At 71.6% G+C, this 20128-nt stretch carries 18 protein-coding genes; 7 read left to right on the top strand and 11 right to left on the bottom strand.

Features of this window, described 5'->3' with window-relative positions; all coding sequences use genetic code 11:
- The first annotated feature begins 16 nt into the window (after positions 1-16).
- The 4 genes from BKD26_RS13190 to cseC all read left to right on the top strand — a co-directional run bounded on the left by BKD26_RS13190 (position 17) and on the right by cseC (position 3331).
- Positions 17-574 carry a SigE family RNA polymerase sigma factor gene (locus tag BKD26_RS13190; protein WP_084898036.1) on the top strand — a complete coding sequence of 186 codons (558 nt, stop codon included), beginning with the start codon at positions 17-19 and terminating at the stop codon, positions 572-574.
- Between the two features lie 62 nt (positions 575-636).
- Positions 637-1272, top strand: a complete 636-nt coding sequence (locus tag BKD26_RS13195; RefSeq protein WP_084898471.1) for a hypothetical protein — start codon at positions 637-639, stop codon at positions 1270-1272.
- A 23-nt stretch (positions 1273-1295) separates the two neighbouring features.
- A complete protein-coding gene (cseB, locus tag BKD26_RS13200) occupies positions 1296-2012 on the top strand; it encodes a two-component system response regulator CseB (RefSeq protein WP_073757011.1) in 717 nt (238 codons plus the stop codon).
- Positions 2009-3331, top strand: coding sequence for a two-component system sensor histidine kinase CseC (gene cseC / locus BKD26_RS13205; protein WP_084898037.1), 1323 nt, complete (start codon positions 2009-2011; stop codon positions 3329-3331). The genes cseB and cseC overlap by 4 nt, the downstream gene beginning before the upstream one ends.
- An 86-nt stretch (positions 3332-3417) precedes the next feature.
- Here cseC and BKD26_RS13210 read toward each other — a convergent pair whose 3' ends face one another.
- Entirely contained in the window at positions 3418-4164 is a 747-nt protein-coding gene (locus BKD26_RS13210) for a M23 family metallopeptidase (RefSeq protein ID WP_084898038.1), read from the bottom strand.
- Positions 4165-4637: 473 nt separating this feature from the next.
- Between BKD26_RS13210 and BKD26_RS13215 the strand changes: the two genes are divergently transcribed.
- The gene (locus BKD26_RS13215) at positions 4638-7676 is read left to right on the top strand and encodes an NACHT domain-containing protein (RefSeq protein ID WP_084898039.1); all 3039 of its coding nucleotides are present in this window, start codon (positions 4638-4640) and stop codon (positions 7674-7676) included.
- 51 nt (positions 7677-7727) lie between these two features.
- Positions 7728-9161 carry a D-alanyl-D-alanine carboxypeptidase/D-alanyl-D-alanine-endopeptidase gene (dacB, locus tag BKD26_RS13220; protein WP_084898040.1) on the top strand — a complete coding sequence of 478 codons (1434 nt, stop codon included), beginning with the start codon at positions 7728-7730 and terminating at the stop codon, positions 9159-9161.
- Between the two features lie 65 nt (positions 9162-9226).
- On the opposite strand, the gene BKD26_RS13225 is transcribed toward dacB, so the two are convergent.
- Positions 9227-11752, bottom strand: coding sequence for an ATP-dependent Clp protease ATP-binding subunit (locus BKD26_RS13225; RefSeq protein ID WP_084898041.1), 2526 nt, complete (start codon positions 11750-11752; stop codon positions 9227-9229).
- Between the two features lie 430 nt (positions 11753-12182).
- Between BKD26_RS13225 and BKD26_RS13235 the strand changes: the two genes are divergently transcribed.
- Positions 12183-12737, top strand: coding sequence for an SCO3374 family protein (locus tag BKD26_RS13235; RefSeq protein WP_084898042.1), 555 nt, complete (start codon positions 12183-12185; stop codon positions 12735-12737).
- On the opposite strand, the gene BKD26_RS13240 is transcribed toward BKD26_RS13235, so the two are convergent.
- The 9 genes from BKD26_RS13240 to panC all read right to left on the bottom strand — a co-directional run bounded on the left by BKD26_RS13240 (position 12716) and on the right by panC (position 20123).
- Positions 12716-13051 (bottom strand): Lsr2 family protein, encoded by a 336-nt coding sequence (locus BKD26_RS13240; protein ID WP_073757004.1) that lies wholly within the window; start codon positions 13049-13051, stop codon positions 12716-12718. The genes BKD26_RS13235 and BKD26_RS13240 overlap by 22 nt on opposite strands.
- Positions 13052-13177: 126 nt before the next feature.
- Entirely contained in the window at positions 13178-13753 is a 576-nt protein-coding gene (locus BKD26_RS13245) for an amino-acid N-acetyltransferase (protein ID WP_084898043.1), read from the bottom strand.
- A 9-nt stretch (positions 13754-13762) separates the two neighbouring features.
- Positions 13763-14203 carry a BlaI/MecI/CopY family transcriptional regulator gene (locus BKD26_RS13250; protein ID WP_084898044.1) on the bottom strand — a complete coding sequence of 147 codons (441 nt, stop codon included), beginning with the start codon at positions 14201-14203 and terminating at the stop codon, positions 13763-13765.
- 112 nt (positions 14204-14315) lie between these two features.
- Positions 14316-14504, bottom strand: a complete 189-nt coding sequence (locus tag BKD26_RS13255; RefSeq protein ID WP_073757001.1) for a hypothetical protein — start codon at positions 14502-14504, stop codon at positions 14316-14318.
- Between the two features lie 13 nt (positions 14505-14517).
- Entirely contained in the window at positions 14518-15096 is a 579-nt protein-coding gene (locus tag BKD26_RS13260; protein ID WP_179166557.1) for a hypothetical protein, read from the bottom strand.
- Between the two features lie 521 nt (positions 15097-15617).
- A complete protein-coding gene (locus BKD26_RS13265; protein WP_073756999.1) occupies positions 15618-16424 on the bottom strand; it encodes a type III pantothenate kinase in 807 nt (268 codons plus the stop codon).
- A complete protein-coding gene (gene nadC, locus BKD26_RS13270) occupies positions 16424-17443 on the bottom strand; it encodes a carboxylating nicotinate-nucleotide diphosphorylase (protein ID WP_084898046.1) in 1020 nt (339 codons plus the stop codon). Before nadC ends, BKD26_RS13265 begins: the two co-directional genes overlap by 1 nt.
- 2 nt (positions 17444-17445) lie before the next feature.
- Complete coding sequence (locus tag BKD26_RS13275; protein ID WP_084898047.1) at positions 17446-19140, bottom strand: L-aspartate oxidase; 1695 nt, start codon at positions 19138-19140, stop codon at positions 17446-17448.
- Positions 19137-20123, bottom strand: coding sequence for a pantoate--beta-alanine ligase (gene panC / locus BKD26_RS13280; protein WP_084898472.1), 987 nt, complete (start codon positions 20121-20123; stop codon positions 19137-19139). The genes BKD26_RS13275 and panC overlap by 4 nt, the downstream gene beginning before the upstream one ends.
- Positions 20124-20128 lie beyond the last annotated feature (5 nt).

Genomic DNA, 20128 nt, shown 5'->3' on the forward strand with positions numbered 1-20128 from the left:
TCGGAGGCGGTTCGGGATGTCGCACGGCGAAGTGCTCGAATTCGAGGAGTACGTACGCACACGGCAGGACGCTCTGCTGCGCAGCGCCCGGCGTCTCGTCCCCGACCCGGTCGACGCGCAGGACCTGCTGCAGACGGCGCTGGCCCGGACGTACGGCCGCTGGGACGGCATAGCGGACAAGGCCCTCGCCGACGCGTACCTCCGCCGCGTGATGATCAATACGCGTACGGAGTGGTGGCGCGCCCGCAAGCTGGAGGAGGTGCCCACCGAGCAGCTGCCGGACGCGTCGGTCGACGACGCCACCGAGCAGCACGCCGACCGGGCCCTGCTGATGGACATCCTGAAGGTGCTGGCGCCCAAGCAGCGCAGCGTCGTCGTGCTGCGGCACTGGGAGCAGATGAGCACCGAGGAGACGGCCGCCGCGCTGGGCATGTCGACCGGTACGGTGAAGTCCACGCTTCACCGGGCGCTCGCCCGCCTCCGCCAGGAGCTGGAGAGCCGGGACGTCGGCGCCCGTGCCCTGGAGCGTACGGAACGCAGTGACGAGCGGGGGCGGGAGCGGTGCGCGGCCTGAGCGCCAGAGACAACGGGAGCCGGAGCGGTACCGGCGGGTTCCGGGCGGCGGGTACCACGGCGATGGCCGTGGCCGCCGCCCTCGGCCTGCTCACCGCCGGTTGCTCCACCGGCGGCACGGGGACGCGCGACGAGGGCGCGGCCAGGACCGACCAGGGCACGCCGTCGACCGCGCCGGCTCCCACGTCGGCGGCGTCGTCGCCGGTGAAGAAGGTGAACGCGGTCCGGCTGATCATGAACGATCCGAAGGTCAGCGACCAGGTCAAGGACGACCTCAAGCCGTGCGTGGCGGACGCCTACCCGGTGGACACCTCGTACGGGAACCTCACCGACTCCGGTACGCCGGATGTCGTGGTGAACGTGCTGACGTGCGGTGACGCCGTGGGCGTCGGGACGTATGTGTACCGTCTGGGCGGCGCCAAGGACGACGCCAAGGGCACCGCGTACGAGAATGTCTTCTCCCTGGAGGAGCCTGCCGTCTATTCGGCGATCGACCGCGGCGACCTGGTCGTCACCAAGCAGGTGTACGCGGAGGACGACCCGGTGTCGTACCCCTCCGGCGAGGACGTGGTCACCTACCGGTGGACGGGCAACAAGTTCACCGAGCACGACCGGGTGCACAACGAGTACAGCAAGACGGTCGGGGACGGCGGCATCGACGGCCCCGACGCCGAGCCGACCCCGGCGCCCAAGAACTGACGGAGCACGGAGAGAAGACGGCGATGGCCGAGACCCATGTCCTGTTCGTGGAGGACGACGACGTCATCCGTGAGGCCACGCAGCTCGCCCTGGAGCGGGACGGCTTCGCGGTGACCGCGATGCCGGACGGGCTGTCCGGTCTGGAGTCCTTCCGGCGGCGGCAGCCGGACATCGCGCTGCTGGACGTGATGCTGCCGGGCATGGACGGCGTGAGCCTGTGCCGGCGCATCCGCGACGAGTCGACCGTGCCGGTGATCATGCTGTCGGCCCGCGCCGACTCGATCGACGTGGTGCTGGGCCTGGAGGCCGGCGCCGACGACTACGTCACCAAGCCGTTCGACGGCGCGGTGCTGGTCGCCCGGATCCGCGCCGTGCTGCGCCGCTTCGGCCACGCGGGCGGGCCGGCGGGCGGGGCGGGCGGCGGTGACGCGGACCGGGCCGGGCAGGACCAGGGCGGCGTGCTGGTCTTCGGCGACCTGGAGGTCGACACCGACGGCATGGAGGTCCGCAGGGGCGGCGCCCCGGTGGCGCTGACCCCGACGGAGATGCGGCTGCTGCTGGAATTCTCCTCCGCGCCGGGCACCGTCCTGTCGCGCGACAAGCTGCTGGAGCGGGTCTGGGACTACGGCTGGGGCGGCGACACGCGCGTCGTGGACGTCCACGTACAGCGGCTGCGCACCAAGATCGGCCAGGACCGGATCGAGACGGTCCGCGGCTTCGGCTACAAGCTCAAGGCATGAAGCCGCCGGTCCTGCGCACGGGCGTCAGATGGAAGATCTCGATCGCCATCGCCGCCGTGGGCGCCCTGGTCGCGGTCGCGCTCAGCCTCGTCGTGCACAACGCCGCCCGCGTCTCGATGCTCGGCAACGCGCGTGACGTACAGATGGAGCGGCTGATGTTCGCCCAGCGGATGTACGAGTCGGCGAAGCCGAAGACCGACCCCAAGTTCGGGGCGAAGCTCAACGACCCGGCGCTGCCGCCGGAGCTGGACGAGCTCATAGGAAAGAAGCGGCGCGGGACGTACGTGCAGGAGCACGAGGACGGCCCGCCGGACGTGTGGGCCGCCGTGCCGCTGGGCAACGGGGACGTGCTGTCGCTGCACAGCCCGTTCGCCAGCCGCAGCACGACGATCATGAAGGACCTGGACGAGGCGCTGATCGTCGGCTCGGTGTCGGTGGTCTTCGGCGGCTGCGCGCTGGGCGTGCTGATCGGCGGCCAGCTCTCGCGCCGGCTGCGCAAGGCGGCCACGGCGGCCGGGAAGGTCGCCCAGGGCAATACGGAGGTGCGGGTCCGGGACGCCATCGGCGGTGTCGTACGCGATGAGACGGACGAGCTCGCGCGGGCGGTGGACGCCCTGACGGACGCGCTGAACGAGCGGATCGAGGCGGAGCGGCGGGTCACCGCGGACATCGCGCACGAGTTGCGTACGCCGGTGACGGGGCTGCTCACGGCCGCCGAGCTGCTGCCGCCCGGGCGGCCGACCGAACTGGTGCGGGACCGGGCGCAGGCGATGCGCACGCTGGTCGAGGACGTGCTGGAGGTGGCCCGGCTGGACAGTGCCTCGGAGCGGGCCGAGCTTCAGGAGATCGCGCTCGGGGAGTTCGTCGAGCGCCGGGTGGTGGCGCTGTACCCGGACGCGGTGGTGCGGGTGGTGCACGAGTCGTGGGTGAACACCGATCCGCGCCGGCTGGAGCGGATCCTGGGCAACCTGCTGGCCAACGCCGCCAAGCACGGCAGGGGGCCGGTGGAGGTCACGGTCGAGGGCCGGGTGGTGCGGGTCCGCGACCACGGGCCGGGTTTCCCGGAGGCGCTGCTGCGGGAGGGCCCGAGCCGTTTCCGTACGGGCGCCAGCGACCGGGCCGGGCACGGTCACGGCCTGGGCCTGACGATCGCGGCGGGCCAGGCCCGGGTCCTGGGCGCCCGGCTGACCTTCCGCAACGCGGCCCCCTCGGGCACCGCCCCGGGGGCGGGGGGCGCGATCGCGGTGCTGTGGCTCCCGGAACACGCCCCGACGTCGACGGGCAGTTTCCCGATACTCCAGTTCCCCGGCACGCCCTGACGGCCGGGCGTGCCGGACGACGACGGCGACCCCGGGGAGCGGCGTGATGCCGTCCTCGAAGTCGCCGTCGGTCACAGGGCTGAGCGTCAGATGATGACGCCCTCGGAGCGCAGGAACTTGGCCGGGTTGAGCGCGGAGCCGTAGTTCGGGGTCGTACGGATCTCGAAGTGCAGGTGCGGGCCGGAGGAGTTTCCGGTGTTGCCGGACCGCGCGATGGTCTCGCCGGTCTTCACGGTCTCGCCGATGTGGACGTTGATCTTCGACAGGTGCGCGTACTGGGAGTACGTGCCGTTGGCGTGCTTGACCACGATGGCGTTGCCGTACGCCGGGCCGTCGCCGCCACCGTTCGGGCCGGCCTTCACGACGACACCGGAGTGGGCGGCCTTGACCACGGTGCCGACCGGGACGGCGAAGTCCTGGCCGGAGTGCTTGTGGGACCACATGGAGCCGCCCTGGTTGAAGGAGGCGGTCAGGGTGTAGCCGCCGGTGACCGGCTTGACCCAGGACGTGGCCTTCTTGGCGGCGGCCTTCTTGGCGAGGGCGGCCTTCTTGGCGGCGTTGGCCGCGGCGGCCTTCTTCGCGGCGGCCTTCTTGGCGGCGGCGGCCTTGGCGGCCTGCTTGACGGCGGCCGCCTTCTTCGCGGCGGCGGCCTTGGCCTGCGCCGCCTGGGCCTCGGCCTGCGCGGCGACGGCGGCGGCGGGGCCCGAGAGGGGGGCGGTCTTGCTGTCGGCGGCGACGGCGGCACCGCCTCCGAACACCATCGACGCTCCCATGCCGGCGGCGGCGAGGGCGACGGCGGCGTTACGGGCGGGATGCTTGACGCGCTTCGACATACGGGGAAGTCCTCCGGACAAGAACGGACCCGACGCGAAGGGCGCGCCGGGCGGTTGGGCTCATCCTTGGTAACCCGCCCACCCATCCCACCTCAAACCGCCCATCTACGACATCTGGTCGTAGATGCCCCGGTGTGACGTGGGCTCTTGACGCGCCGCCCCAAGACAGGGGAAGAGCCCGAAATGTCCTTAGAAAGCAAGGTTTATCCCTATGGCGCCCCCCGCCACCTGGCGCTTTCCGTCCTGCTCACCGCCGCCTCACCCGCCACCCGCCCGCCGGGCCACCGCGCACGGCCCCGAAACGGCACCTCCTACCCGCCCGGACGCACTATTCCACCTAGTACCGCCCAAAACGCCTGTGCGCCTTGTCACGGCCACCGGGCCGGAAGCCCTCCCCTTCTGGGACCAAGGACCCGGAACCCCGGCTACTCTCGACGCGTCGGCTGACACGCCGTGGCTCCGGGGGGACGCACATGGATCCAGCACTCATTCGCCTCGCGTCGAGCGCGATCACACCCCTGATCAAGAAGCTCTTCGTCCAGGAAGGCCCCGGCGCCGGGCTGACCGGGCAGCGCATCCGCCTCTCCCGGCTGGTCTCCTTCCGTGGCGAGCAGCGCACGCTCACCGAGCGGGACGTACGCAAGCTCGCCGGACGGCTCGTCGCCGACGCGCTCACCGTCCCCGGCGAGCCGCCGTTCCCGCCCGACGAGGCCCAAGCCGTCGCGGACGCCCTCGCCCGCACCCTGCTCGCCCTCGGCGACCTCGACATGAACGACGTCCAAGCCGTCCGGCTCGGCCACCGCGAGCTGGCGGGCCGCCTGCGCGGCGCCGCCCCGGCGCCCGCCGGGCTGTCGACCGACGCGGCACTCTTCCTGGAGTCGATCACCGAGTGGGCCTGCCTGCACGTCCTGCACTTCTTCACCCAGCGCTCGACCTTCGTCGCCCGCACCCTGGTGGAGCAGAGCCGCACGCAGGCGGAGCTGATCGCCAAGGTGGACGCCCTCATCGCCCGTACGCCCCGGCCCTTCGCGCAGGACGCGGCCTTCGAGCACCGCTACCGCGCGTACGTCGCGAAGAAGCACGGCAGCCTGACGATCTACGGCATCGACCTGCACAACTCGCCGGACGCCTGGCCGCTGGACGTGGCGTACCTGTCGCTGGAGGCGAGCGCGCCGGAGACACCGCCGCAAGCCGACCTCACGTCCGTCCGCGAAACGGTCAACACCCTCCTCGCCCACCGCGCCGCCCAGGGCCCCCGCCCCGCCGACCAGGCCCTGGCGCAGCAAGCCCGCGTCCTGCTGCGCGGGGTCGCCGGCTCGGGCAAGACCACGCTGGTCCAGTGGCTGGCCGTGTCCGCGTCCCGGAGTGCTCCCGACGAACGTATGGCGTACCTCGGCGACCGCGTCCCCTTCGTCCTCCCGCTACGCACCCTCACCCGCCACGGGGAACGGCTCCCCGCACCTGACCGTTTCCTGTCGGCCGTCGGATGCCCCCTCACCCCGCCCGACGGATGGGCCGACCGCGTACTGACGTCCGGGCGCGGCCTCGTCCTGGTCGACGGGATCGACGAGATCCCCGAGCCGGAGCGTGACCGGACCCGCCGCTGGCTGCGTGACCTACTGGCGGCGTACGACAGCGGCAACCGCTGGCTCGTCACCTCCCGCCCCTCCGCCGTACGCGACGACTGGCTGGCCCCGGAGGGCTTCACCGAGCTCACGCTGTCCCCGATGAGCCGCACGGGGGTGATCGCGTTCGTACGCCGCTGGCACGCAGCGGCGGGCCCGGACGCCGCCTCGTACGAGCAGCCGCTCCTCGACGCCCTCCGCACCAAGCAGGACCTCGCCCGCCTCGCCACCAACCCCCTGATGTGCGGCCTGCTCTGCGCCCTGCACCGCGACCGCCGCGGCTTCCTCCCGCGCGGCCGCAAGGGCCTGTACGACGCCGCCCTCGACATGCTGCTCGCCCGCCGCGACCGGGAGCGCGACATGGGCGACCCGACGGGCGTCGACCTGGGCGAGGCCCCGCAGATCCGGCTGATCCAGCGGCTCGCGTACTGGCTCACGATCAACGGCCGTACGGAGATGGACCGCTCCCGCGCCGAGACCATCGTGCTCGACGCCATCCCGGCCATCCCGGACGCCGCGGCCATCGGCAGGCCGGAGGCGGTCTTCCAGCACCTGCTCCAGCGCAGCGGCCTGCTCCGCGAACCGGGCCCGGGCGCCGTGGACTTCGTCCACCGGACCTTCCAGGACTACCTCGCCGCCAAGGCCATCGTCGACGACTGGCACGTCGGCGTCCTGACCGGCCACGCGGGCGACGACCAGTGGGAGGACGTCATCCGCATGGCGGTCGCCCACGCCCGGCCGCGCGAATGCGCCGAGATCTTCACGGAGCTGCTGAAGGCCGCCGACCGCGCCACCGACCGCCGCGCCCAGCTCCGCGTCCTCTTCGTCGCCGCGGCCGCCCTCGAACACGCCACGGAGCTCGCCCCGGACATCCAGCGCGCCCTCCTGGACCGCACGGCCGAGGTCATCCCGCCCCGTACGCCTCAGGAGGCCCGCGAACTGGCCACGGTGGGCCCGGTGGTGCTGGACCTGTTGCCGGGCCCGGAGGGGCTGGACGACGAGCAGGCGCGGATGGTGGTGACCACGGCGACGCACATCCGGTCGGATGCGGCGCTGCCGTACCTGGCGCAATTCGCCGAGCACGCGAGTCTGCCGGTGCGTGCCCAGCTCATGTGGGCCTGGTCCCGCTTCGACACGGCCGCGTACGCGGAGGAGGTCGTCGCGCGGCTCGGTCCCGAGGGGCTGGACTTCACGGTCGCCTCGGACGAGCAGGCCCACGAGCTGATGCGCCTCGGCCTGCGGCCCACCCGGCTCGATCTCAGGAAGCACCTTTCCGACGCGCTGCTGTCCGAGCTCCTCGGGCACTGTGATCCCGCCCACCTGGCTCTGGAGCGCGAGGGAACCAGTCCTGACCTCAGCTGCCTCCGTCCGCTCGAGCGGCTGGAAACGCTGCACCTCGACCTGGCTCAAGAGGCGGAATGGAGCCTCACCTGCCTGCCCCCGAAAGCCCCTTTGGGCTTTATCTACATGCGGGAACCGGCGGAGGAAGGACTGAAGGGGCTGCGCCGCTACCCGACTCTGGACTACGTCGCCGGCACGGGGCGTCTGTCGGAGGACGACTGGTGGGAGCTGGCCGCTCTGCCGCTCCTGGCCGGCGTCTCGTGCGAAGTGGGTTCACTGGCCTTCTGCCCCGGCACTCTGAGCTTTCCCGGTGTCAGCTATGCCGGCATCGGGTTCTTCACCGACCACTCGGCCCTGCACCGGCTGGTGACCGTGTTTCCCGCCGTGGAGCGCCTCGGCCTGATCAGCGCCGTCGCGGAGTCGGGAGTCCCGTTCGATGTCTCGCCGCTGGCCGATCTGCCGCGGCTGAAGCGCATCGACGCCCGCCGCCTGCGACTCACCGGTACCGAACGCCTCTCCCCCGGGATCCAGATCATCACCATGTGACCTCGCCCCGCCTCCTTCCCACCCCACCCCCGCTCCGCCATCCTCCTCCCCATGAGCAGACACGTGACGCGCGTCACCGCCCTCGCCTTAGGGCTCGCCGGGCTCCTCGCGGGGAGCAGCCTCCCCGCCGGGGCGGGGCCCTCCGACACCGGTCTGAAGGGCGCCATCGACACGATCCTCGCCGACCCCCGGCTCGACGGCGGCGCCGCGAGCGTCGTCGTCGCCGACGCCTCGTCCGGCGACACCCTCTACCAGCGTGACGCCGGCGACCGCCTGATGCCCGCCTCCAACACCAAGATCCCCACCTCCGTCGCCGCCATGGCACTGCTCGGCCCCGAGTACCGCTTCCGTACGGAGGTGCTGTCCACCGCCGGCCCCAAGGGCGGCGTCCTGCACGGCGATCTGTACGTGCGCGGGACGGGCGACCCCACCACCCTCGCCAAGGACTACGACGCGCTGGCCGCCCGGGTCGCCGCCTCCGGAATCCGGCGGGTGACCGGCCGGCTGGTCGCCGACGACACCAGGTTCGACACGAACCGGCTGGGCCGTTCCTGGGCCGCCGACGACGAGTCGTCGTACTACTCGGCGCAGATCTCGCCCCTCACGGTCGCGCCGGACACCGACTACGACTCCGGCACGGTCGTCGTCGAGGCGGCCCCCGCCGGCCGCGCGGGCGCGAAACCGCGCGTCTCCCTGACCCCCGCCACCGACTACGTACGCGTCGACAACCGCGCCACCACCGTCCCCGCCGGCCGCCCCGGCACCCTCACCATCGAGCGGGAGCACGGCACGAACACCATCACCGTCGCCGGTGAGATCCCCCTGCAGGGCTCACCCGCCAAGGAGTGGGTCACCGTCTGGGAGCCCACCGGCTACGCCGCCGCCGTCTTCACCGACGCCCTCGCCGCCCATGGCGTACGCATCGACGGGCCGCCCCGCCTCGGGGCACCGACCCCCGCCCACGCCAAGGCCCTGGCCACGCACAGCTCCATGCCGCTCAAGGACCTCATGCGTCCCTTCATGAAGCTGTCCAACAACATGCACGCCGAGACCCTCACCAAGACCATCGGGTACGAGACGTCCGGCCGCGGCACGTGGAGCGCGGGCCTCGCCGCCATCGGCACGTACCTGAAGGAGCAGGGCGTACAGACGTCGACCGTCCGCCAGGTCGACGGCTCCGGTCTGTCCCGGATGAACCTGTTCCCCGCCGCCCTGAACACCCGTGCCAAGACGGGCACCCTGACCGGTGCCTCCGGCCTCTCCGGGTACGTCACGGACGTCGGCGGCCGCCGTCTCGTCTACTCCATCGTCCTCAACAACCACCTGGCGTCGTCCGTGAAGAGCATCGAGGACGCCATCGTCGTGACCCTTGCCAGGTCCGACACGGCCAAGGGCGCCATCACCGCCGTACCGCCGTCCCGCATCCGCTCCTCGGAACCGTCCGCCGACCTCGAATGCTCCTGGCGCAAGCCGAACCCCTGCTGAGAACGCGGACAGGGGCTGCCCAGTGGGCAGCCCCTGTCCGTCGGTCCGTCAGCGGTGGTTACCGCTTACGCGTCCTTCGAGAGGTTCGGGCCGGCGCCGCCGGCGGCCTGCTCGATCGGGGGGACGTCCGGCAGAGCGGACTTCTCCTCGCCGCGGAAGGTGAACTTCTTTTCCTCACCCTCACCCTCGGTGTCCACGACCACGATGTGACCGGGGCGCAGCTCGCCGAAGAGGATCTTCTCCGACAGGATGTCCTCGATCTCGCGCTGGATCGTCCGGCGCAGCGGCCGGGCGCCCATCACGGGGTCGTAGCCGTGCTTGGCCAGGAGCTCCTTGGCGGAACCGCTGAGCTCGATGCCCATGTCGCGGTCCTTCAGGCGCTCGTCCACCTTGGCGATCATCAGGTCGACGATCTGGATGATGTCTTCCTGGCTGAGCTGGTGGAAGACGACCGTGTCGTCGACACGGTTGAGGAACTCGGGCCGGAAGTGCTGCTTCAGCTCTTCGTTGACCTTCGCCTTCATCCGGTCGTAACCGGTCTTGACGTCGCCCTGTGCCGCGAAGCCCAGGTTGAAGCCCTTGGAGATGTCCCGGGTCCCGAGGTTGGTCGTCATGATGATGACCGTGTTCTTGAAGTCCACGACCCGGCCCTGGGAGTCGGTCAGGCGACCGTCCTCCAGGATCTGGAGAAGGGAATTGAAGATATCGGGGTGGGCCTTCTCGACCTCGTCGAAGAGGACGACGGAGAACGGCTTGCGGCGCACCTTCTCGGTGAGCTGGCCGCCCTCTTCGTAACCCACGTATCCGGGCGGGGAACCGAAGAGGCGGGAAACCGTGTGCTTCTCGCTGAACTCCGACATGTCGAGGGAGATCATCGCGTCCTCGTCGCCGAAGAGGAATTCGGCGAGCGTCTTGGACAGCTCGGTCTTACCGACACCGGACGGGCCGGCGAAGATGAACGAGCCACCCGGGCGCTTGGGGTCCTTCAGGCCGGCGCGCGTACGGCGGATCGCCTGCGACAGGGCCTTGATGGCGTCCTTCTGCCCGATGACGCGCTTGTGGAGCTCGTCCTCCATGCGCAGCAGGCGGGAGGACTCCTCCTCCGTGAGCTTGAAGACCGGAATGCCGGTGGCGGTCGCGAGGACCTCGGCGATCAGCTCGCCGTCGACCTCCGCGACGACGTCCATGTCGCCGGCCTTCCACTCCTTCTCCCGCTTGGCCTTCGCCGCCAGCAGCTGCTTCTCCTTGTCGCGGAGAGACGCCGCCTTCTCGAAGTCCTGGGAGTCGATCGCGGACTCCTTGTCCCGGCGGACGGCCGCGATCTTCTCGTCGAACTCGCGGAGGTCCGGCGGCGCGGTCATCCGGCGGATGCGCATCCGGGAGCCGGCCTCGTCGATCAGGTCGATCGCCTTGTCCGGCAGGAAGCGGTCCGAGATGTACCGGTCGGCCAGGGTGGCGGCCTGGACCAGCGCCTCGTCCGTGATGGAGACCCGGTGGTGCGCCTCGTAACGGTCGCGCAGGCCCTTGAGGATCTCGATGGTGTGCGGCAGCGACGGCTCCGCGACCTGGATGGGCTGGAAGCGGCGCTCCAGGGCCGCGTCCTTCTCCAGGTACTTGCGGTACTCGTCCAGCGTGGTGGCGCCGATGGTCTGCAGCTCACCACGGGCCAGCATCGGCTTCAGGATGGACGCCGCGTCGATCGCGCCCTCGGCGGCACCCGCACCCACCAGGGTGTGGAGCTCGTCGATGAACAGGATGATGTCGCCGCGGGTGCGGATCTCCTTGAGGACCTTCTTCAGGCGCTCCTCGAAGTCACCGCGGTAGCGGGAGCCGGCGACGAGCGCGCCCAGGTCGAGGGTGTAGAGGTGCTTGTCCTTGAGGGTCTCGGGCACCTCGCCCTTGACGATGGCCTGCGCCAGGCCCTCGACGACCGCCGTCTTGCCGACGCCGGGCTCGCCGATGAGGACCGGGTTGTTCTTGGTCCGGCGGGACAGCACCTGCATGACCCGCTCGATCTCCTTCTCGCGCCCGATGACCGGGTCGAGCTTGGACTCACGAGCGGCCTGGGTGAGGTTCCGGCCGAACTGGTCGAGGACCAGGGACGTGGAGGGAGTGCCCTCGGCAGGGCCACCGGCGGTGGCGGCTTCCTTGCCCTGGTAGCCGGAGAGCAGCTGGATGACCTGCTGCCGCACCCGGTTGAGATCGGCGCCCAGCTTCACGAGGACCTGGGCGGCGACGCCCTCGCCCTCGCGGATCAGGCCGAGCAGGATGTGCTCGGTGCCGATGTAGTTGTGGCCCAGCTGAAGGGCCTCGCGGAGCGACAGCTCCAGGACCTTCTTGGCACGGGGCGTGAAGGGGATGTGCCCGGACGGGGCCTGCTGGCCCTGGCCGATGATCTCCTCCACCTGCTGGCGGACCGCCTCGAGCGAAATCCCGAGGCTCTCCAGGGCCTTAGCGGCGACACCCTCACCCTCGTGGATAAGGCCCAGGAGGATGTGCTCGGTGCCGATGTAGTTGTGGTTGAGCATCCGGGCTTCTTCCTGAGCCAGGACGACAACCCGCCGCGCGCGGTCGGTGAACCTCTCGAACATCGTTAATCGCTCCTCAGAGCGGTCAGGCAGTAAGGGGTCGGTCCCCTCCCTGTCCTTCCGCAGCTTAGTCCCGCAAGCGGGGACCGCTCATTCCAACTGCCGACACCCGTCTCTGGCCTCCTGACCCGAACGCCGACAAATGCTCCAACCCAATGGTCCGAGACGATGTTCCCGCAGGCCAGGCACTTACCCTCACCGGCAGTACGCCGATGGCGAACGTGAGACGCCCGATCCGTGCGTGTCGCCCCTCCCCACTAGGAATGTCTTACCCGTAAGCACTGACACTCCATGCGGCGTACCCCGGTTCCCTCAGCTAAGGGCGAACACCCTTGCGCTCCCCCACACCGCCACGCGCCACCCCGAACCCGTACGCACAGTAGCGATCCGTCGCGATGCGTAACCCGGAGGAACGGTCGCGAGTTCCCCGGGCATGGCCTTCACCGCTTCGCACCCCCTGCACGGCGTCGCCTCGTGGTACGAGCACGAGCTCGGCTGGGCCACGGCGAAGGGCGGCGGCGAAAGACCGGTGGAGTTGCTCACGGGGCTGCGCTTCGACGCCCTGGAGCTGCCTGCCGCCGCCGGGTTCGCCGTGCTGCGGCGGCTCGGTGGCCAGTGGCCCGTCGCCCTCGCGGGGCGCAGGATGCGGCTGCTGGTGGCCGCGGGCGCCGCCGACGAGCTGCCGGGGCTGCTCGACTGGCTGGAGTGGGGCGGGATCGCGCTCGACCTGGCCGCCCTGGGCGCCGGTGACCGGATGACCGCTCCGATTCCCCCAGGATGGAGCGGATCCGGTTCACCTGGCGCCGCTTCGTGGCTGCGCCCCCCCGAACCCGGGCGCGAAGTGGAGCCGACGCTCCCGGCCATGTCGGCCGTGGGGGGCGGCGCCGGCGCCCCCTGCCTGGTACGACTCGTGGACGCGGCGGCATCGGAATGTCACCGGGTCCGGTTGCTGGGTGCGGACCGCACTCAGCGGTTGGCGTCCTCGTAAGCCTGCTTGATATCGGCGGGCACGCGGCCGCGGTCGTTCACGTTGTAGCCATTCTCCTTGGCCCATGCGCGAATCTTCGCGGTGTCGGGGCTGCCACCCGCGGCGGCCCGTCCCTTGCCACGGCCGGCCGAGGCGCGGCCACCGGTGCGACGGCCGCTCTTGGTGTACGGCTCCAGCAGGCCACGAAGCTTGTCCGCATTGGCGGTGGTGAGGTCGATCTCGTAGGTCTTGCCGTCCAGAGCGAACGTCACCGTCTCGTCCGCCTCGCCACCGTCGAGGTCGTCGACAAGAAGGACCTGAACCTTCTGTGCCACCGGATTTCCTTTCATCGAAAATGCAGTACGCGGAAAGGAAACCGCTTTTCTCTGGAAAACACAAACCCCTGGGAGAGGTTCAGATCCCGGAGGACACGGGAAACGTGCGCGATTCGGACATAGGGATCACAGGTGCAGAAGCATCCGGCTGTTGCCCAGGGTGTTCGGCTTCACTCGTTCGAGACCGAGGAACTCGGCGACGCCCTCGTCATAGGAACGGAGGAGCTCGGTGTAGACATCTCCGTCGACCGGCGTCTCGCCGATCTCGACGAAGCCGTGCTTCGCGAAGAAGTCCACTTCGAAGGTCAGGCAGAAAACCCGGCGGACGCCGAGCCAGCGGGCGGTGTGCAGCAACTTGTCGAGCACTTGATGACCGATGCCGGCGCCCTTGAAGTCGGGATCAACCGCGAGAGTACGCACTTCGGCGAGGTCTTCCCACATCACATGCAGCGCCCCACAGCCGACGACGGTGCCGTCCTCGTCGCGTTCCGCGACCCAGAACTCCTGGATGTCCTCGTAAAGCGTCACGGTCGCTTTGTCGAGCAGGATGCCTTCGGTGACGTACGGATCGACGAGTCGGCGGACCGCCTGCACATCACCGGTACGGGCCCGGCGCACCGTCACGGCTTTCGCCGCGGCATTCGACGGCGGGGCCTGCCCGGCCGGGGGCGGAACGTCGGGGGACGAGGAGGACGACGACATGGCTGGACGCTATCGCCCCTCTCCCGCCTCCCCCTCGGCGGGCTCTTCGGGGGGTTGCGCCTCCACGGGGCGCTCCGGTTCCTCAGGGGTGTCCCCTTGCACGATACGGACGGCGGCGTTCAGCGCCTCTCGTTGCTCCGGCGACATCATGCCGAAGAAGGCCACGAGAGCGGCGGCGGGGTTGTCGCTCTTCGACCAGGCTTCGTTCATCAGTGCGGCCGAGTAGGCGGCACGGGTGGAGACCGCCGTATATCGATAGGCGCGGCCCGAGACTTCCCGGCGCACCCAGCCCTTCTGATGGAGATTGTCCATTACGGTCATGACCGTCGTGTAGGCGATGGACCGTTCCTGCTGGAGATCCTCCAGGACTTCCCGGACGGTGACGGGCCGGTTCCATTGCCAGACGCGTGTCATGACGGCGTCTTCGAGCTCTCCCAATTGACGGGGCACATCGCCACCATAGTGGGAGATGTCGGAATAGCTGGCTATTGACGTACCAAAAAGGGCGTACGACGGGTGTGGTCGTACGCCCTTGGCGCGGGTACCGCCGCTACCGGCCCGGTCAGGCCTGGCCCGGCTTCGCGGCTCCGTCCGCCTGGCGGGCGGCCTCGGCGCGGGCGAGCGCCGCGTCCACGGCCGCGTCCTCCTTGGCCTTGTTCGGGCCGCCCTGGCTCTTGACGATCGTCACGACGAGGCCGATGAAGAAGGCGGCCATCACCACGGGGGGCAGGAGCGCGGATACGTATTCCATGGCTCCAGGGTAGCTAGCCGGCGGCTCGCTCCTCGGGCGGGGGCGCGGCGGGGCGGCGGCGGGGCGGGAAGACCTCGGACGGTTTGGGTACCGGGCGGTCGGCCGGCGGCGGGGCCGGGTTCGGCTTCGGCGGCGCCGGCCGGGGCTTCGGCTCGTCCGCCTCGCAGGTACGGCCTCCCGGCAGGGCGAGCAGCCGGGCGCGGGGGGCGGGAGTGACGTACCGTCCGGCCAGGCGGGCCCGCACGGAGTGCTCGGCCAGCGTCTGGCAGCGCGCCAGCAGGGCGGCGCCGACGGGCGTACCGCGCAGGGTGCGCAACGCGGCGAGGTCCTCGGGGCGGGGGTCGTAGCCGGCGGCGAGGGCGTCCTGGAGCAGCTCCAGGTACCCGGCCGCCGAGCCGGGCAGCGCGTCGCGGTAGCGGGCGAGGTCGGCGAGGAGAAAGGCCCGCATCCGGCCGGCCTCGCGGACCGCCTCGTCCACGGAGCCGGCGAGTCGCAGGCAGTCCTGCACGTCTTCGTCGTCGAGCGGGGTGGGGTGGAGGGCATGGGCGAGGGCGCGTCGGAGCACACGCAGCTCGTCTGCGCCGAACGCCAGGCCGCCGCGGGATCCGTATGGCGTGGGCATGCCCCGACGATACGTGCAAATAGGACAAATTTCGCTTACCGGCCACTTGCTGGGCGCGTTGCCCCCCGCCCCGGGGCGGGGTCTCTCGCGGAGGCTGCGCCCCGGGCCGCTTCCCTGCCGCGGCGCGGAGGGGCCGTGCAGGGTCGTCCCCGCAGCGGATCGGCGGCGAGTGACGGCCAGGAAACCGTTCGGGTGCCCCGCCGACCACGAGGAGTCGAGCCCGGAGGGGCCCCGACCAGGCCCACCGGCCCCAGCCACCGGCACCGCCCCGGGGCGAACCGGGAAGGGCACCGCCCCGTCCCGTTGTGCCCACCCGTCCCGCCCTGCGGGACGACTGCCCACAACGGACGAAGGCCCGCGGGCCGGGACGACTGCCCACAACGGGGGAAGGCGCGCGACCGGACGACTGCCCACAACGGGGGGAGGCGCCGCCCGGCAGGGCGGCCGGCCACAACGAGGGCGCCCGCGCTGGGCAGGCGCCCCGCACGGTGCTACATACGGGAGACGTTGCGTTCGTAGACCAGGCGGAGGCCGATCAGGGTCAGCCACGGCTCGTGTTCGTCGATCTCCGCGGCCTCGCCCAGGACCATCGGCGCCAGGCCGCCCGTCGCGATGACCGTGACGTCCGAGGGGTCTCCGTCCCGCCCGACGAGCTCGCGCTTCATGCGGCTGACGATGCCGTCGACCTGGCCCGCGAAGCCGTACACGATGCCCGCCTGCATGGCCTCGACCGTGTTCTTGCCGATCACGCTGCGCGGGCGGGCCAGTTCGATCTTGCGGAGCTGGGCGCCCTTGACGCCGAGCGCCTCGACCGAGATCTCGATGCCCGGGGCGATCACCCCGCCGATGTACTCGCCGCGCACGCTGATCGGGTCGAACGTCGTCGCCGTGCCGAAGTCGACGACGATCGCCGGGCCGCCGTACAGCTCGTTCGCCGCGACCGCGTTGACGATGCGGTCCGCGCCGACCTCCTTGGGGTTGTCCGTGAGGATCGGCACGCCGGTCTTGATGCCGGGCTCGACGAGCACGGCCGGGACGTCGCCGTAGTACCGGCGTGTGACCTCGCGCAGCTCGTGGAGGACGGACGGCACGGTGGAGCAGATCGCGATGCCCTCGATTCCGTCACCCAGCTCGTCGCCGAGCAGCGGGTGCATACCCATCAGGCCCTGGAGGAGCACGGCGAGCTCGTCGGCGGTGCGGCGCGCGTCGGTGGAGATGCGCCAGTGCTCGACGATCTCCGCGCCGTCGAACAGGCCCAGGACGGTGTGGGTGTTGCCCGCGTCGATCGTGAGCAGCATCAGCCCTGGTCCGCCTCTCGGAGGTCGAGGCCGATGTCGAGGATCGGGGAGGAGTGGGTCAGCGCGCCCACCGCCAGGTAGTCGACGCCGGTCGCGGCGTACGCGGCGGCGTTCTCCAGGGTCAGGCGGCCGGAGGACTCCAGCACGGCCCGCCCGGCGACGAGGGTGACGGCCTCCTCGGTCTCCGCGGGGGTGAAGTTGTCCAGCAGGATCAGGTCGGCGCCCGCGTCGAGGACCTCGCGGACCTGGTGGAGGGTGTCCACCTCCACCTCGATCGGTACGTCGGGGAACCGGTCCCGTACCGCCTTGAAGGCCTGGGCGACACCGCCCGCCGCCACCACGTGGTTGTCCTTCACCAGGGCCGCGTCGGACAGCGACATGCGGTGGTTGACGCCGCCGCCGCAGCGCACCGCGTACTTCTCCAGGGCGCGCAGCCCGGGAGTCGTCTTGCGGGTGTCGCGGACCTTCGCCTTGTACCCCTCCAGAGCGTCGGCCCACGCGCGCGTGGCGGTGGCGATGCCGGACAGGCGGCACATGATGTTCAGCGCGCTGCGCTCGCCGGTGAGCAGGTCCCGGGTGCGGGTGGTGACCGACAGCAGCTTCTGGCCCGCCTGGACGCGGTCGCCGTCCGCCACGTGTCGCTCGACCGCGAACTCCTCGGTGCAGACGACGGACAGGATCGCTTCCGCGATGTGGATGCCCGCGACGACACCCGCCTCACGGGCCGTGAAGTCGGCGGTCGCGACCGCGTCCTCGGGGACGGTCGCGACGCTCGTCACGTCCTCGCCGCCGTCCAGGTCCTCCTCGATCGCGCGGTACGCCACGTCCTCGACCAGTACGGGGTCGAGGCCGGCGTTCACGAGCAGCGCGGCGAGCGCCGGGTCGAGCCCGCACTCGTACACCTCGTCGTCGCCGCCGCAGCCACAGCCGTCACCGCAGCCACCGGACGACGCGGCGGGGGCGCCGATGTTGATCAGCGGTACGTCCACGGGCTGCGGGCGTTCTTCGGGCGTGCTCACGGTTACGGCTCCCTGGGGGCGTCGGCGTCGGTCGGGGGGAAGTCTTGGGTGTCGGTGGGGCGGACGTCCAGGTTCCGGTCCGGGCCGAGGCGTACCACCAGGTGGCGGCGCCACAGGGCGTCGTCGCGGTCGGGGCGGTCCTCACGCCAGTGGCAGCCGCGGGTCTCCTCGCGGCGGCGGGCGGCGGCGACCAGGACGCGGGCGACGCACAGGAGGTTGGTGGTCTCCCAGGACTCCACGCCCGGCTCGGCGGCCTTGCTGCCGTCCGGCCCGTCGTGCAGCGCCTCGGCGTGCACGGCGTCCAGCGCGTCCGCCGCCTCGGCGAGGCTGGTGGCGGAGCGCAGCACCCCGGCGCCGTGCGTCATGACGTGCTGGACGCGGGCGCGGGCGGCCGGGTCCAGCAGCGGGAGGACGGTGGGGGCGGGGTGCGGTACGGGGGCGCCGGCCCGTACCGAAGAGGCCGCGACGTCGTCCGCGATGCGCTCGGCGAAGACCAGGCCCTCCAGGAGGGAGTTCGACGCGAGCCGGTTGGCGCCGTGGACCCCCGTACAGGCGACCTCGCCGCACGCGTACAGCCCGGGCACGGTGGTGCGGCCGTGGAGGTCCGTGCGGACGCCTCCGGAGGCATAGTGGGCCGCCGGGGCGACCGGGATCGGCTCGGTCACCGGGTCGATGCCGTGGGCGCGGCAGGCGGCGAGGATCGTGGGGAAGCGGGACGCCCACATCTCGGGCCCGAAGTGGCGGGCGTCCAGGTACATGTGCCGGGCGCCCTGTTCGCGCATGCGGCGCATGATGCCCTTGGCGACGATGTCACGCGGGGCGAGCTCGGCCAGCTCGTGCTGCCCGACCATGAACCGGACACCGTCCGCGTCGACCAGATGGGCGCCCTCTCCGCGTACCGCCTCCGACACCAGCGGCTGCTGGCCCTCGGCGTCCGGGCCGAGGAACAGGACGGTGGGGTGGAACTGGACGAACTCCAGGTCGCTCACCTCGGCGCCCGCCCGCAGCGCGAGCGCGACTCCGTCCCCGGTGGACACGGCCGGGTTCGTGGTGGCGGAGAAGACCTGGCCCATGCCACCGGTGGCGAGGACGACGGCGGGTGCGTGGACGGCGCCCACTCCGTCGTGCTGGCCCTCGCCCATGACGTGCAGGGTGACGCCCGCCGTGCGGCCGTCGGCGTCGGTGAGCAGGTCCAGCACGAGCGCGTTCTCGATGGTGCGTACGCCCTGGTCGCGAACCGCGTCGACGAGGGCGCGGGAGATCTCCGCGCCGGTCGCGTCACCGCCCGCGTGCGCGATGCGGCGGCGGTGGTGGCCGCCCTCGCGGGTGAGCTCGATGGTGCCGGCCTCGTCGGTGTCAAAGCGGGCACCGGTCGCGATGAGCCGGCGTACGGCGTCGGGGCCCTCGGTGACCAGGAGCCGTACGGCTTCCTCGTCGCACAGGCCAGCGCCCGCGACGAGCGTGTCGTCCAGGTGCTGCTCGGGCGTGTCGCCCTCACCGAGCGCCGCCGCGATGCCGCCCTGCGCCCAGCGCGTGGAGCCGTCGTCCAGGCGGGCCTTGGTGACGACGACCGTACGCAGCCCGGCGGCCGTGCAGCGCAGTGCGGCGGTCAGGCCCGCGACGCCGGAGCCGACCACGACGACGTCGGCGTCGATCGACCAGCCGGGGGCGGGGGCCTGGAGGCGTATGCCGGTCATGCGGGGGCTCCGAAGGTGAGGGGGAGATTGTCGATCAGCCGTGTGGTGCCGACCTTCGCGGCGACGGCGAAGATCGCCTCGCCGGTGTGGTCGTCGGAGACGTCGGTGAAGTCGGCGGGGTCCACCAGCGCCAGGTAGTCCAGGCGCAGCGGCGGGTCGGCCTTCGCCGCCTCGTCGAGTACCGCGCGGGCCGCGGCGCGAACCGCGTGGGCGCCGCCGCCGGGGACCGCCGCGGCCACCGCGTGGGCGTCGGCGGCCGCGCGGGACTCGCCGAGCCGGGACAGGGCCTCGGCGCGGCTCTCGGAGGCGGGCAGCGTCTCGGCGCGGGCCAGCAGCGCGGTCTGCGCGGCGAGCCGGTCGCGGGCGGCGAACAGCGCGGCGGACAGGGCGAGGGCGGTGCGGCGCTCGCGGGGCGAGAGGTAGCGGTTGCGGCTGGACAGCGCGAGCCCGTCCGGCTCACGGACGGTCGGGACGCCGACGATCTCGACCGGGAAGTTCAAGTCGGTGGCCATGCGGCGGATCAGGGCGAGCTGCTGGGCGTCCTTCTGGCCGAAGAACGCCACGTCGGGGCGGGTCAGGTGCAGCAGCTTCGCGACGACGGTGAGCATGCCGTCGAAGTGGCCGGGGCGGGAGGCGCCCTCCAGCCGCTCCCCCATGGGGCCGGCCGTGATCCGGACCTGGGGCGCCCCGCCCGGGTAGACCTCGTCGACGGACGGCGCGAAGACGGCGTTCGCGCCCGCCTGCTCGGCGGTCTTGAGGTCGGCGTCCAGGGTGCGGGGGTAGCGGTCGAGGTCCTCGCCCGCGCCGAACTGGAGCGGGTTCACGAAGACCGTGACCAGCACGTACCCCTTCTTGCCGACGTGCTCGCGGGCGGCCCGGACGAGGGTGGCGTGCCCCTCGTGGAGGGCGCCCATGGTCATGACGACGGCGGTACGGCCCCGGGGCGCGGCGTGTTCGAGGACGTACTCCAGGTCGTCGCGCATCGGGA

The sequence above is a fragment of the Streptomyces sp. CB03238 genome (assembly GCF_002099185.1).
In the GTDB taxonomy this organism is placed as follows: Bacteria; Actinomycetota; Actinomycetes; order Streptomycetales; family Streptomycetaceae; genus Streptomyces.